The sequence below is a fragment of the Sunxiuqinia sp. A32 genome (assembly GCF_052690465.1).
Genome location: NZ_JBQYLI010000014.1, coordinates 36,898 through 52,003 on the forward strand (window position 1 = coordinate 36,898; position 15,106 = coordinate 52,003).

At 38.3% G+C, this 15,106-nt stretch carries 13 protein-coding genes; 3 read left to right on the forward strand and 10 right to left on the reverse strand.

Translation table 11 applies throughout. The features are described from left to right. The first annotated feature begins 180 nt into the window (after nt 1–180). A complete protein-coding gene (locus ACUNWD_RS14405) occupies nt 181–1,554 on the forward strand; it encodes a capsule assembly Wzi family protein (protein WP_445588528.1) in 1,374 nt (457 codons plus the stop codon). Between the two features lie 115 nt (nt 1,555–1,669). Here the strand turns inward: ACUNWD_RS14405 and ACUNWD_RS14410 are convergent, their stop codons facing one another. The 8 genes from ACUNWD_RS14410 to rplM form a co-directional block, all read right to left on the reverse strand. Continuing rightward, the gene (locus ACUNWD_RS14410) at nt 1,670–3,778 is read right to left on the reverse strand and encodes a M3 family metallopeptidase (RefSeq protein WP_445588529.1); all 2,109 of its coding nucleotides are present in this window, start codon (nt 3,776–3,778) and stop codon (nt 1,670–1,672) included. A gap of 84 nt (nt 3,779–3,862) precedes the next feature. Next, complete coding sequence (locus ACUNWD_RS14415) at nt 3,863–4,444, reverse strand: flavin reductase family protein (RefSeq protein ID WP_445588530.1); 582 nt, start codon at nt 4,442–4,444, stop codon at nt 3,863–3,865. Between the two features lie 13 nt (nt 4,445–4,457). Then, the gene (locus tag ACUNWD_RS14420) at nt 4,458–5,171 is read right to left on the reverse strand and encodes a class I SAM-dependent methyltransferase (protein ID WP_445588531.1); all 714 of its coding nucleotides are present in this window, start codon (nt 5,169–5,171) and stop codon (nt 4,458–4,460) included. Nucleotides 5,172–5,252: 81 nt separating this feature from the next. Then, on the reverse strand, nt 5,253–6,008 hold the full coding sequence (locus ACUNWD_RS14425) for a sulfite exporter TauE/SafE family protein (protein WP_445588532.1): 756 nt from the start codon (nt 6,006–6,008) through the stop codon (nt 5,253–5,255). Nucleotides 6,009–6,133: 125 nt separating this feature from the next. After that, the gene (tsf, locus tag ACUNWD_RS14430) at nt 6,134–6,961 is read right to left on the reverse strand and encodes a translation elongation factor Ts (protein ID WP_445588533.1); all 828 of its coding nucleotides are present in this window, start codon (nt 6,959–6,961) and stop codon (nt 6,134–6,136) included. A 30-nt stretch (nt 6,962–6,991) separates the two neighbouring features. Then, complete coding sequence (gene rpsB / locus ACUNWD_RS14435; protein WP_445588534.1) at nt 6,992–7,825, reverse strand: 30S ribosomal protein S2; 834 nt, start codon at nt 7,823–7,825, stop codon at nt 6,992–6,994. A 105-nt stretch (nt 7,826–7,930) separates the two neighbouring features. Beyond that, on the reverse strand, nt 7,931–8,317 hold the full coding sequence (rpsI, locus tag ACUNWD_RS14440) for a 30S ribosomal protein S9 (protein ID WP_445588535.1): 387 nt from the start codon (nt 8,315–8,317) through the stop codon (nt 7,931–7,933). A gap of 2 nt (nt 8,318–8,319) precedes the next feature. Continuing rightward, complete coding sequence (gene rplM, locus ACUNWD_RS14445; protein WP_445588536.1) at nt 8,320–8,778, reverse strand: 50S ribosomal protein L13; 459 nt, start codon at nt 8,776–8,778, stop codon at nt 8,320–8,322. Nucleotides 8,779–9,138: 360 nt separating this feature from the next. On the opposite strand from rplM, the gene ACUNWD_RS14450 reads away from it, so the two are divergent. Continuing rightward, on the forward strand, nt 9,139–9,669 hold the full coding sequence (locus ACUNWD_RS14450; RefSeq protein WP_445588537.1) for a DNA-3-methyladenine glycosylase: 531 nt from the start codon (nt 9,139–9,141) through the stop codon (nt 9,667–9,669). Nucleotides 9,670–9,674: 5 nt separating this feature from the next. On the opposite strand, the gene ACUNWD_RS14455 is transcribed toward ACUNWD_RS14450, so the two are convergent. Next, a complete protein-coding gene (locus tag ACUNWD_RS14455; protein ID WP_445588538.1) occupies nt 9,675–10,880 on the reverse strand; it encodes a hypothetical protein in 1,206 nt (401 codons plus the stop codon). A 232-nt stretch (nt 10,881–11,112) separates the two neighbouring features. On the opposite strand from ACUNWD_RS14455, the gene ACUNWD_RS14460 reads away from it, so the two are divergent. Continuing rightward, nucleotides 11,113–12,798 (forward strand): S41 family peptidase, encoded by a 1,686-nt coding sequence (locus ACUNWD_RS14460; RefSeq protein ID WP_445588539.1) that lies wholly within the window; start codon nt 11,113–11,115, stop codon nt 12,796–12,798. Between the two features lie 118 nt (nt 12,799–12,916). On the opposite strand, the gene ACUNWD_RS14465 is transcribed toward ACUNWD_RS14460, so the two are convergent. Continuing rightward, nucleotides 12,917–15,073 carry a hypothetical protein gene (locus tag ACUNWD_RS14465; protein ID WP_445588540.1) on the reverse strand — a complete coding sequence of 719 codons (2,157 nt, stop codon included), beginning with the start codon at nt 15,071–15,073 and terminating at the stop codon, nt 12,917–12,919. Nucleotides 15,074–15,106: the final 33 nt, after the last annotated feature.

Genomic DNA, 15,106 nt, shown 5'->3' on the forward strand with positions numbered 1-15,106 from the left:
GATTATTGATAAATAAAAAGCAACATTACGAGCATAATGAAAACCACGTAATCTGTTAGCAATTAACACGTCCAGCTATTACCAAGAATCAGAGCATAAGATAATGATGAAGGAATCTGTATCCAAAGAGATTGCTTTACCCTACACACCGTGATAGCAATAAATTTTAAAAAGAAATCAATGAAAAAATATATATTCCTCTTATTTATTACGATACACTCAATGAGTGCTTTCCCGCAACAAATTTCACTTGAATCCAGTTTTCTTGGAGGAACCAATGACCAATTGCCGTTTTGGTTATGGGCCAACCAACTTGGGAGATATAGACTGGATCATTCGGCTAGTGCATCAATGGAACTGCGGGCAAATGATGCATACCCCCTGAATAAAGCAATAAATTTAAGCTGGGGAACCCGGTTAAACGCCACCGTCTCACACGGTAATTCCCTGTATTTCACCGAACTTTTTGCCCAATTTCAATGGAAAATTTGTCGGCTTTCTATTGGCAGGTTTGCCGAGGAGGAACAATTTGACGAGCTGTCCATTTCAAATGGTAACATCAGCTATTCTCGAAATGCACGTCCTCATCCAAAAATTAGCATTGGCACCAATGGCTACTTGTACCTGATTCCAGACAGGCTGTCCTTCAATCTGGATTACGAAGAAGGTCTGCTGGATGACTCCCGTTATGTAGAAAAGACTCATCTGCACCATAAAAGTCTGCTCATAAAATACCGAACAAATTCAGGGGTATTTGAAATCACCAGTGGAATACGCCATTATGTAATGTGGGGAGGGAAGCATCCTGTATACGGCAATTTACCGGGCTGGGAAGACTATTTAAAGTACATCTCAGGTAGTTCAGGCGGCTCAAATGCTATCATTACGGATCAGGAAAATGTCATAGGGAATCAATACGGAAATTACTTGTTTCAGATCGATTGGCATACGTTGAAAAATGATCTTCAGTTTTATATCTCCCACCCTTTTGAAGATCATTCAGGAATGGAACTCGCTAATCTAAAAGATAATCTTTATGGCCTTTATTTTTCATCACGGTCTTCCAATGCATTTGTCAGATCTGCATTAATTGAATATTTCTATACCAAAGACCAAAGCGGTGATTCATATAATTCTGATGGATCAAGTGATCCCAGTGGTGTTGATAATTATATGAATAATGGGATTTATCAGTCAGCGGTTTATCACTCTTTTACTATGGGAAGTCCATTTTTCAGTCAATTAAATTCTCATAATAATTCGCCTCTTACCAATAGGATTTCCGGTTTTAACTTTGGCCTAACTGGAAATATCTCTTCAAACTACTTTTGGAAATGCCAGTTCACAACATTCAAAAATTTTGGAACCTACTCCACTGTTTTTGAGCCGGCCAGAAATCAATTCTCAGCATTGGCAGAAGTTAGGAGGCAAAGCAAAAAGCTTCCTCTTTCATTTGGCATTTCTGCTGCGATTGACAATGGGCGGGTATGGGATAACGGAGAGCAAACAACCCGAACAGGTGGAAAAATTTCAATAGGCTATCGCTTTAATTAGACTGACAGCCTAGAAAACATTGAATCATAAAAAAGTAACTATCTTAAAAGTTCCAGTTAGGGATGACCTTACTTAGACTTTTAAGATAGCCACTCTGTGTATAATAGAAAATCAATTAATTCTTCAACCCGCTTCGTTCCAACAGAGCATCTACCGTTGGCTCTTGTCCCCGGAAACGCTTGTAAAGTAACATTGGGTGTTCGCTCCCACCTTTTTCCAACACGTTCTCACGGAAAGAATCTGCCGTCTCCTTATCAAAAATTCCGTGTTCTTTAAAAGCTGCATACGCGTCGGCATCCAATACCTCAGCCCATTTATAGCTATAATATCCGGCAGCATAACCACCTGCAAAAATGTGAGAGAACGAAGTACTCATCAAACTTCCTTCAACTGGTTTAAACAATTCCGTTTCTTGCATTGCCCTCGTTTCAACAGTTAGGATATCTTCTTTCAATGGCTCTGCAATGGTGTGGTAAGCCATATCTAACATTCCAAAGCTCAACTGGCGCTCAGACACATAGCCCGACTGGAAATTCTTTGCTGCTATAATCTTTTCAATTAACTCTTCCGGGAGTTTTTCACCTGTTTCATAATGAACGGCAAACTTATCCAACCACTCTTTTTCATACGCCCAGTTTTCGTGAACCTGCGAGGGTAACTCAACGAAATCCCAAAATACATTTGTTCCTGAAGTTCCGGAGTACTGACATTTACTCAACATACCATGCAGCCCGTGACCGAATTCATGCAGAAAGGTAGTCACCTCATCAAACGTAAGAAGTGACGGCGCTTTGCCGGTAGGCTTTGTAAAATTGGTTACAATACTCACATGAGGACGATTATCCTTCCCATCTTCCAACCATTGTCCCCTGAAATCAGTCATCCAGGCACCAGAGCGTTTTCCCTCTCTGGGGAAAAAGTCTAAATACAAAACAGAAACAAAATTGCCATCTATGTCAAAGACTTCGTATGCTTTTACGTCGGGGTGATAAACCTGGATTTCATTATTCTCTTTCAAATCCAGCCCGTACAATGTTTTTGCCAAATCAAAAACCCCGGTAATTACATTCTCCAATTTGAAGTAAGGTTTCACTTCTTCCTCATTAAATCCATACTGAGCATTTTTCAACTTCTCAGAATAATAATTCCAATCCCAACGCTGCAGTTCTCCTTCAAAGCCTTCTTTCTTTGCAAACTCAACAACCTCCGCAAATTCTTTCTCAGCAGCAGGGCGTGAAGCTTGATGTAACTGTTCCAAAAATTCGGAAACTCTTTCAGGAGTTTCAGCCATTCTTCTTTTCAACTGGAAATCGGCATGAGATTCATATCCCAATAATTGTGCTTTTTCCAATTTCAGATTGACGAGCTTCTTTACCAATTCCTTATTGTCATATTTATTGTCTTGATTCCCTTTTACGGTAAATGCACGGTACATCTTTTCCCGAAGAGCCCGGTTATCCGCATATTTCATGAAAGGTATAAAGCTCGGATATTGCAAGGTAAATAACCACCCCTCTTTGTCTTTCGACTTGGCTGCATGAACGGCAGCCTCTTTAGCAAATTCAGGAAGACCAGACAGCTCCTCCTCATCCTGAATCAACATTTCAAAAGCATTGGTCTCAGCCAGAACATTTTCAGAAAAAGTCAGCGATAATTTTGATAATTCTGAAGTGATCTCCCGGTAGCGTTCTTTTTCCTTCTCTCCTAGATTTGCTCCGCTTCGAACAAAACCCAAATAGGTATTTTCTAATAAGGTTTTTTGCTCAGCATTCAGATTCAGCTGATCCTTCTTCTCATAAACAGCTTTCACCCGTTTAAACAGGTCTGGATTCAACGAAATATCATTGCCAAATTCTGAAAGCAGCGGTGCTACTTCCTGAGCTATATTTTGAATCTCATCATTCGTTTCAGCAGAATTCAAGTTGAAAAATATCTTTCGAATAGTCGCCAGACGATTGCCAGACTGATCCATTGCAACAATGGTATTTTCAAAACTTGCTTCGCTTTTGCTATCTATAATTCCCTGTATTTCTGCCCGCGCTTCTTCAATAGCTTGTTTAAAAGCTGGCAAAAAATGTTCATTCTTGATTTCATTAAAAGGTGCCGTTTGGTGGAGTGTGTTAAACGGCTTTAATAGAGGATTGTTCCCCTCAGCTGCAACTGCATTATTCATTATCAGTAAAATTAAAAACGCAGGCAAAAGTGCCCGAATTGATTTCTTCATTTTAAAAATTTTAAGTTATTTGTAAAGTTGTAAGTGATATGTATTTTCAGGTCACCTTAAATTACAAAAAACTTAAACAAATGTTCACTTCTTCTTTTTCTTCTTCTTTTCTACCGACCAGCCAAATTTTCCGATGGGTTCACCAACCTTAAAGTAGTGGCCATGAGAATAACAAATGGGCTCTGACTTTTTCAGACTAAATGCCCCTGTTTCCTCATCCAAATAACGGTCGTCGGCAATAACATTTACCACTTCCGAGATAAACATATCGTGAGTGCCAAGGTTCACAATATCTTTTACTTTACATTCGATATGAATAGGTGCTTCCGCAATAATGGGAGCTTTTACGATTGTCGCTGGTGCTGGTGTCAATCCCATCTCCTTCCATTTATTGAATTTTGCACCAGATCGCACACCACACCAATCGGTTGCCTTTGCCAGGTCCTCTGTCGTTAAATTAATCACGTATTCACCTGTCCTTTTTATGATGTCATATGAATGACGGGAAGGTCGAACTGAAATATAGCACATAGGGGGATCACTGCATATCGTTCCAGTCCATGCAATGGTAAGCATGTTATATTCTTCCGGTGTCTCTCCACAACTCACCAAAACAGCAGGAAGTGGATAAATCATTGTTCCCGGTTTCCAATCTATCTTCGCCATAATTTCCTATATCTTATTTAAATTGTCCGACAATCATTAGCTGAGTAGCCATTTGAAAACCATATTTATTCAGCCTTTCCTTAAAATCAGGTAATATACTTTCCATCTTTTCATATTCCGGCCGCCCCTGCAATTCTTCCAACAGACTCTCCATCTGTGCAATTTTTTCGTCCAGAAACAATTCATCGAAATTTGGATTCTTCATTTTCTCATGTGGAAATGAGAGCTGAACATCCACTCCGTTGCCAGTGACAATTTCCAGCACCTGATCCGGGGTGTATGTTTCGCTGTGCGTTATACCATGCAAACGGTCAACAAACGATTTAAAATGATGCAACATTCGTTGGTTTTCCTGTGCTTTGTTAAGCTCACCATCCGAAATCTCATTGACAATTATCCAGCCATTGGGCTTTAAAACCCGTTTCATCTCTGCAAATGTTTCACCAATATCTTTTAAGTGATGTAAGGCATTTGAAATTGAAACCACATCAAACGAATTATCCTCAAAATTTAATTTCTCACCATTCATTCTCTCAAAACTTATATTGTCCTGAGAAAAACGTTTTCTTGCCTCTATAAGCCACTGATCGCCAGGATCTGTGCCTACAATCTTGGCTCCATTTCCAAAAACATCATTTAATATCTTAACAAAATCGCCAATTCCAGAACCTACATCAAGAACATTTTTAACCGATTTTTCTAAAAAGAAAGTTTTTAATTGTTCCATATTTTTTCGTTTAACGCAAATAATCTATTTTCTATGCATTCACAAACCAACAAGTTCTTGTTTGAATGTCGATTTGAAATCTCAAATTAATAACAAGAATGCCGATAGCGCAGTGATTACGATCACAAAAGCCCGGTACATCCGTTCATTGATCTTTTTAACCAGCAAAACTCCCAGGAATGCCCCTAATGCAATTGCTGGAAGTGTCATCAAATCAAGCATCAAACTCGAAGCACTAATGGTTTTCCAAATAAAAAAGTGCAATGGGAACTTTGAAATATTAATAATCAGAAAGAACCAAGCCGATGTACCAATAAAGTTATTCTTGGGAAGATGCATTGCCAATAAATAGATTGCAAAAATTGGTCCTGCAACATTCCCTATCATTGTAGCAAAGCCACCTAAAACTCCCATAGAAGCAGCAAACCACCAACTATCAGGGAAAAACGATGCTCCTTTACGTCGATCCCTCCACAGCATTAACCCGATGCATACAAAAACAAGGATGGCAATTATATCTTTAAACTGCTCGTCGTTTACAATTTCGCCAACCCATAAGGCTAATCCGACTCCAATAAACGCCCAAGGCAGTATTTTAAAAAGGTATTTCCACTCAGCATGTCTTCGATAATACCCCACACCAAAAACATCTGCCATCATTAGAATTGGTAACAAAACTCCCGTTGAAAGCTTTCCTCCAAATATAAAAGCAAGGGTAGGAACAACAATCAAAGAAACACCGGGCACTCCTACTTTTGACATGCCAATTAGCATTCCGCAAGCAGCCATTAAAACCCATTGGATTGTAGTTAATTCAAAAGAAGTTATGATTTCCATGTTGCTTGTTTAGAATTACAAAAATAATAAAGATGCAGGAGCATGCCCAACACTAAAGTATAATAACAAAAAAACCTGCATGGAAGGTCCACGCAGGTTTTAATTATATAAGTCTAAATATATTCTTATTCAGAAAGAGCAAAACGAACAAACTCTGTTACTGTAAGATCTTTATCTACAGAAGCAAGATAATCTTTTACAGTTTGTTTGTTGTCTTTTACAAATGCTTGGTTCAATAAAGTACTCTCTTTAAAGAATTTATTCAAAGAACCTTGTGCAATCTTATCCAACATTGCTTCGGGTTTTCCTTCCTGACGGAATTTTTCTTTTGCAATTTCCAATTCTTTATCGATAACTTCCTGAGAAACATTTTGCTTATCAACCGCAACTGGGCTCATTGCTGCAACTTGCATCGCAACATCTTTTGCTACCTGTGCATCAAATCCACCTTTATTAAATCCAACCAAAGTGGCTAATTTATTTCCTGGGTGAATGTAACCGATAACGTATTCAGCTTCTATCTTCGCAAAGAAAGAAAGCTCAATTTTCTCACCGATAACACCTGTTTGTTCAGTAACATGGTCTGCAATAGTACGACCGTCAAGCTCGATTGCTTTCAAACCATCCAAATCAGCTGGTTTTCCTTCAATTGCTTTTTCAGCAAAACTTGCAGTAGTTTTTACGAAATCATCGTTTTTAGCAACGAAATCTGTTTCACAGTTCAATACTACGATTGCACCGAATTTATTATCATCACTTACTTTTGCAAGTGCTACACCTTCTGAAGCTTCTCTGTCAGAACGTTTGCTTGCTACCAGTTTTCCTTTTTCACGGATAATTTGAATAGCGCCATCAAAATCGCCATCGGCATCAGTAAGTGCTTTTTTGCAATCCATCATGCCTGCGCCTGTTGCTTTACGCAACTTCATTACATCTGCAGCAGTAATTGCCATAATTATATATTTTTATTTTTGGTCAACAATTTATTCTTCTGAATCGTCAGCTTCCACTTCCGTTTCAACTTCTACTTCAATTTCTTCCTCTACCTTAGCTGCAGATTTTTTAGCATCTGCTTTTTTGCCTTTGGATTTTTTAGGAGCATTGTCAGAATCATCTTTTTCACGCTCAACTTTACGTTCATTTAATCCTTCAGCAACAGCATCAGTCATTAAGCGAACAACCAAACGGATAGATTGTGAAGCATCATCGTTTGCAGGAATGATGAAATCCAACCCTTGTGGTTCAGAGTTAGTATCAACCATTGCAAATACGGGGATACCTAATTTTTGAGCTTCACGAACAGCGATTTTTTCTTTCAATACATCAACCACAAACAATGCAGCAGGAAGACGGGTCAAATCAGAGATACTACCTAAGATTTTTTCCAGCTTGGCACGTTGACGGGTAATTTGCAACTTTTCGCGTTTTGACAAGTTATCCCAACTATTGTCTTTCATCATTTTGTCGATGGAGATCATTTTCTTCACCGCTTTACGGATGGTTGGGAAGTTAGTAAGCATACCACCAGGCCAACGTTCAACAACGTAAGGCATGTTCACAGCGCCAACTAAATCAGCAACGATTTCTTTTGCTTGCTTTTTGGTAGCAACAAATAAAATCTTGCGGCCCGATTTGGCAATCTGCTTCAATGCAGCAGCAGCTTCATCAATTTTTACAACTGTTTTTTGAAGGTCGATAATGTGAATTCCGTTTTTCTCCATAAAAATGTAAGGAGCCATGTTCGGATTCCACTTTCTTTTCAGGTGTCCAAAGTGAACGCCTGCATCCAATAATTCTTGAAAATTTGTTCTTGGCATCTTTTTACTTTTTGAAATAATTTGTTGAAAAGCAACCTCTGAGTAGTCCGTCCAATTGGGGGAGTCTCAGTGGTTTCAGATCCACAGTTATTTGAATAAAAAATATTAACGTTTTGAGAACTGGAAGCGTTTACGTGCTTTTGGTTGTCCTGGCTTCTTACGTTCCACTTCACGTGGGTCACGAGTCATGAACCCAGCTTTTTTCAATTCTGATTTTGAATCAGCATTGATTTCAACCATTGCCCTGGAAATCGCCAGGCGCACAGCTTCAGCTTGTCCTTTAATACCACCACCATCTAGGGTTACTTTAATATCATATTGATCAGCGACTCCCAGAAGGTTCAATGGTTGCATAACAATATACTGTAGTGTACCATTTGGGAAATACTCATTCAATTCCCTTTTATTAATGGTAATTTTTCCTTTGCCCTCGCTTACATAAATACGAGCAACGGCGCTTTTTCTACGTCCTAAGGTGTTTACTACTTCCATTGTTATAATTTAATCGTATTTAAATCAATTACTTTTGGGTTCTGAGCTTCTTGTTTGTGCTCAGGGCCTACGTATACTTTCATATTTCCGTAAACCTTACGTCCCAAACGGTTTTTAGGTAACATACCTTTTACCGCTTTTTCAACTAAACGTTCAGGATATTTTGCCAAAATCTCCGATGGAGTTTGTGAACGTTGACCACCAGGATATCCTGAATAGCGCAGGTAAATTTTGTCATTCAACTTATTACCTGTTAGTTTTACTTTCTCTGCATTGATAACAATTACATTATCACCGCAATCCACATGAGGGGTAAAGTTGGGTTTATGTTTCCCTCTCAACATTTTAGCAACAGCACTTGCCAAACGGCCAAGTACCATATCTGTTGCATCAATAACAACCCATTCTTTATTTACCGTCGCACTATTGGCTGAAACGGTTTTATAAGTTAAGGTATCCACTTGCTCAAATTTTTTTTAATTAAACACTAAAAGCTGCAAAAACTTACATTTCAATCTGTTAGGAGATTTCGAGTTATTAACATCGGGCATGTTGATAACCTTACTACCTTCAACATTATCAATAAATTATAAGAACTGCAAGTACGGACAATAATCGGGACTGCAAAAGTATTTCTTTTTTCTTAAAAACCAAACAGAAAATACTGTGAAAAAGAAAATTAACACAAAGATTTACAAGATGGAAGCGTTTCGAGTTACGAGTCGCGAGTCGCGAGTTTTTTGAAAGATATAAAAAACAGGTTGAAATGCCCGATTTCAGGATAATGGCAAACCTAAAATACTAATTTATATATTCGTAATATGAATGAATCTGAAATCCGGTTAAAATCTGAATTCTTTCAAAGAGACACTGTGCTCGTTGCTCAAGAACTCCTTGGAAAAACTCTTGTTCGAAGGTTTTCTAATGGAGATATTCGTCGATACCGAATTACAGAAACTGAAGCGTATTGCGGTCAAATGGATTTGGCTTGTCATTCCAGCAAAGGACAAACCAAACGAACCGAAGTCATGTTTCAACCAGGCGGGTTAGTCTATGTCTACTTAATTTATGGGATGTATTGGTTACTCAATTTTGTTACCGAAGATCAAAAAAGTGCTTCCGCAGTGTTAATTCGTGGAATTGAAGGATATAACGGCCCCGGCAAATTGGGCCGCGAATTACAACTTGACCAATCTTTCTACGGCGAAAACCTGGAAATATCCAATCGGCTTTGGATTGAAGATGCAGAACCAATCAGCAACTTCAAATCAACGCCCCGCATTGGAATCGATTATGCAGGCGAACCATGGGTAAGTAAAAAGTGGAGGTTCATAACTGAAATAAAACAGTAAGCTGATTATATAATTCTGCAACCAAAAACAACGGATACGCACTGGAAATTGGATCTCCAGGTCACATACCTACTTAAAATTTCCCGATCCGAAGCATATCGGAGTTCAACGGTATACCTATTATTAATAGTACCACCCACTCCTAAAACCACATTACAAATGGAATACAAATCTAAGTCTCTGGATCGTTCAAAAAGCATTTGCCCTTTTTTATAAATTGGATATACCCATCCGGCATTAGCAAATAACTTATTGGAATTATTCAAATACCAATAATGGCGTAAACCAACCAGTGCGTCAATTGACTGAAAATCAACAGAGACTTGTTCAACCTGAGCTTGATAAGTATATGGAATTAATGCTTTGGACTTGAATCGTTGGTAACTCGGTTCTAATATTACCGACCATTTATTGTTCCTAAAAGGCAATATAAATTCGGTCTCAACCCCGATATTGACAGAAGAATTTGCTTCAAACTCCGCATATTTAAATTCATTCATTGAATTTTTCACCCGCAATTGAGAAGTCTGAAGCCCCGGCCGAATGGAAATATGAAACAATTCTTTTTTCGTATTGGAAGTGACGTCATATTTTGTTGATCCATTTTTCTTATTGTATTCTTTAAAAACAGCTAATAATTCATCCCTTTTGTAAGGAATGTTATCTACTTTTTCAGGGGGGATACATTCTCCCAGTGGCGAGGTAAATAATTGTTGTCGAAAACGATTGTTTGTCCCCACCTTACCTTCCGGATTCAGATAACTCTTATGCACCAATTGAACGGCATCAGTTTGACCAAATTGATAGAAGTATCGTCGAATATTGTCGTCTTTATAAAAATATAAGTTTGCATCTCCTTCAATTAACGCTTTAAGAAAAAGTATCTCCTTTTGAAAAATTGCACGACGTTGATTGCTTAACTCTGTAAGCTCTGGTCTTGATCGATCTATATCAACAACAAATCTTTTATATACTGAACGGTTATAAATTCCAAATTCGAGCACCGAATCGATAACAGCCTTTTGATTATCACTACCACGATTGAGCTTATATTTAAATCCCTCTGGATTATTCTCCCAATCAAGGTTTTTTATAAGGCATTCAATCCTTTCACCTTGATTGGTGATAAAATAACCTTTCTCAAAATTAGTTTGTCCATGGCATACATAAAAGGCCAAAAAAACAATCAATAGTAACGCAAATTTTGTCATAGTAACAGGGGTAATGAATTGCGGACCAAAACTACACTTTCTATAGTTATAATAAAATACTTATCGTAAAATTATTCAACATTTTTCATCAAACCAGAATTTTCAAATAATTAGGCAATGTGAGACAAGCTGTAATGCCAATTAAGATTAATTAACTAATTACCCCAAAAGAATGGTATAATAAATGTGAAGCTTTATTACTTTTGTTGGTTGAGTTTGAAAAATGAATGCTATGAAATTTAATAGAAAACGGAACATAGGAATTGCTCTTGGAGGAGTATTGGTCGTTTGCCTACTGCTGTTTAGTTTTAATCGCGACGAGAAACTATTCCAAATAGATAAGAACCTGGATATTTACTACACCCTTTTCAGGGAGTTGAACTTATTCTATGTAGATGAAATAAACCCGAACGATTTAGTTAAAACCAGTATTGATGAAATGCTTCAATCGCTGGATCCTTACACCAACTATATTCCTGAGTCAGACATGGAAGATTTCAGGTTCATGACAACAGGTGAATATGCTGGTATTGGGGCGCTAATTAGTAAGCATGGCGATGAAGTTGTAATTGCTGAACCTTACGAAGGATTTCCTGCCCAAAAATCAGGACTTAAAGCTGGCGATGTCCTTATAGAAGTTTCAGGAAAAGAAACTAACAACATGTCAACTGAGGACGTTAGTAATCTATTGAAGGGACCGGCAAATAAGGTGGTCAATGTAAAGGTTAAACGCTACGGCGAAAAGAAACCACAGGAAATTGACATCGTTCGTGAGAAAATACAAATTAATGCTGTTCCATTTTATGGAATGCTGGACGACAAGATCGGTTATATTCGACTTTCAAACTTTACCAAAGATTGTGGTGATGAAGTAAAAAAGGCTTTCATCGAACTAAAAGAACAAAAGGGCGCCAAATCATTGGTGCTTGATTTACGCTCCAACCCTGGAGGCCTGCTAATTGAAGCGATAAATATTGTCAATCTTTTTGTGCCAAAGGGAGAAGAAATTGTTAGCACTCGTGGAAAAGTAAAACAATGGGATAAAGTTTACAAAGCAACAGAACAGCCTGTTGATACCGTTATGCCAATTGCAGTGCTTGTGAACAGAGGATCAGCTTCTGCCTCAGAAATTGTGGCCGGTGCTATTCAAGACCTGGACAGGGGTGTCATTATTGGAACCCGCACATTTGGGAAAGGTCTGGTACAAACCACCCGTGAGTTGAGTTACAACACACAACTAAAAGTTACAACAGCAAAATATTATATCCCCAGTGGCAGATGTATCCAGGCTTTAGATTATTCCCATCGAAATGAAGATGGTAGTGTTGGCAGTGTTCCGGATTCACTAATTTCAGAATTCACCACTAAAAAAGGTCGTAAAGTATACGATGGTGGAGGTGTTGTGCCGGATGTGAAAATTGATCTGGATCAGTTAAGTAGTTTAAGTATTCACTTGGTGCGTGATTTTATGATTTTTGATTTTGCAACAAAGTATGCAAGCGAACACAAATCTATTCCTGAGCCCGAGGAATTTGAAATTACTGATGACATATTTACTAGTTTTAAGCAGTATGTGAATGAAAAAGGATTCTCCTATAAATCACAAACAGAAGAAATTTTTAATGAATTGATGGAAACTGCAAAAGAAGAAAAGTATTATTCTATTGCGAAAGGGGAATTTGATCAATTAAAAGCTAAAATCGGACATGAGCTGAACAAGGATATCGAGCAATTTAAAGAGGAAATCGTTGAGATGCTAACCGACGAAATCGTTTCCAGATTTTATTATCAAAAAGGTGCAATTCGCTCTGCTATTAAAAATGACAAGGGAATTGAAAAAGCGAAAGAAGTAATCAAAGATCCGGTAGTATACAGTTCAACGTTCGAGCCAGGAAAGATTATCTCACTCAATTATTAAAAAATATACACATAGATAGTATAGAAAGAAAGCCCTGGTCGATGACCAGGGCTTTTCAAATTTACGGGTATTGAAGCCTGCTTAAAACTTCAATTTTATAATAATCGTAATGATTAGATTAGAAGCTGTATCCAGTCCAACTGAATTCTGAAGTAGAAGCACCTGTATTTCCAGCTTCGATTACTACGTTCGAATAAGTTTCATTATTATGGATCTCATTCGAAGTGAAAGTTGTTCCGTCAACAGTCAGGCTAATTGCTGTAGTTGTGGTGGCATCGCCTTTACTATCTGTAACATCAATGATGTCTTTTGCTTCACCACCAATAATTAAAGCATTGATGATAGTAGCGTTAGCACCACGACGAACTTTGATACCATCTTCCATCAGGTAGTCAGAGTTATTTACAATCGTAATATTACTCATCGTAAAGTCTGATTGTCCGGTTTGATCCGGGAAGTTTCCGTCTAAATTTCCATCAGATTCAATACCGCGAGGATCAGATTCTGAACTTGTGTATCCAGGTTCCCAAACACCATATGCGTTATCCAAAGTACCACTCCATCCTTGAGTTACGTCAAACATGTCGTCATCACAGTTAACAGCTAAAAAGTTTTTAACATTAACTGTTCCTCCGAAGAATTCAACAGCGTCATCAGCACCATCCTTAACGAAGATGTTCTCAATTACGGTACCATTACCAACTGCATCAAGGGTTAAACCATTGTGCTCTACGCTTTCGCTTGACTGAGCTCCAGAATAGAAAATATTGACATATGTTAATACACCTGAGTTGTCTGCAGTGTCAGAACCACCATAAGGAAGCGTAGCATCTACTTCAGAAGTACCGGTACCACCACCTGAAATAGGAGCATAACCGTTAATCCAGATACCACCCCAATCAGCTGCTGCAGGGCTGGCTTCTGCAGAAGTAAAGGTAATAGGCGCTTCAGCAGTACCTTCTGCCATGATTTTACCACCTTGCTCAACGATTAGGTATGAGCTAAAACCTTTTGTTGCTTTGATCATTGTTCCGGCAGGAATAGATAAAGTTGCACCGTCTTTAACACTTAAAGTACCATTCAAAGTATAGGTATAAAGAGCGTTCAATCTCATATCTTCAGTAACGTCACCACTAATTTCTTCTGTTTCATCACTTGAAAAATCATACCCAGTCCAAGAGAAAGCAGATGTATTAGCACCTGTATTTCCGGATGCAAAAGCAACATTGTTGTACGTTTCATTTGCATGAATATCATGTGATGTACTTGCAGCTTTTTCAATAGTAAGACTGATGGAAGTGGAAGTAGTTGCATCACCTTTGCTATCTGTAACATCGATCAGGTCTTTAGCGGTACCACCGATAAGCAAAGCATTGGTGATAGTAGCAGTAGCACCACGACGTACTTTGATACCATCTTCCATCAAATAACCAGAGGCATTTTTGATGGTAATATTGGACATTGTGAAGTTTGATTGTCCAGATTGATCTGGATAGTTTCCGTCTAAGTTACCATCAGATTCAATACCGCGAGGATCAGATTCTGTACTTGAATACCCAGGTTCCCATACTCCATATGCATTATCCAAAGTACCACTCCATCCCTGTGTTACGTCGAAACAATCGTCGTCACAGTTCACAGCCAAAAGGTTTTTTACATTTACTGTTCCACCGAAGAACTCTACTGCATCATCTGCACCATCGTAGATGTAGATGTTTTCAATTACAGTACCATTACCAACAGCATCCAAGGTTAAACCATTGTGCTCAACATTTTCACTTGACTGGGCACCTGAATAAGCAATAACAACATATTTAAGAATACCTGAGTTATCGGCTGGATCGTCTCCTCCGTAAGGAAGTGTAGCATCAACTTCAGCAGTACCAGTTCCACCGCCTGAAATAGGAGCATAACCGTTAATCCAAATACCACCCCAGTCAGCAGCAGCAGGACTAGCCTCTGCTGAAGTAAAGGTAATAGGAGAACTTGCAGTACCTTCAGCCATAATTTTACCACCTTGTTCCACAATAAGATAATTGCTAAAACCTTTATTGGCTTTAATGGTTGTTCCTGCGGGAATGGTCAACGTAGCACCACTTTTCACACTTAAGGTTCCTGCCAATTTATAAGTAATTGAAGCATCCAACTGAGTATCTACAGTAATATCTCCAGCCAATTCATTAGTTTCAATTACGCTTGGACCTTCTTCTTCATCTTTTGTACAACCAGCAAAAAGGACTGCAAAAATAGAAAGAGCGAATAATAACTTTTTCATTTTGGTAAGTTTTAATTAAAAATGATTATTTAA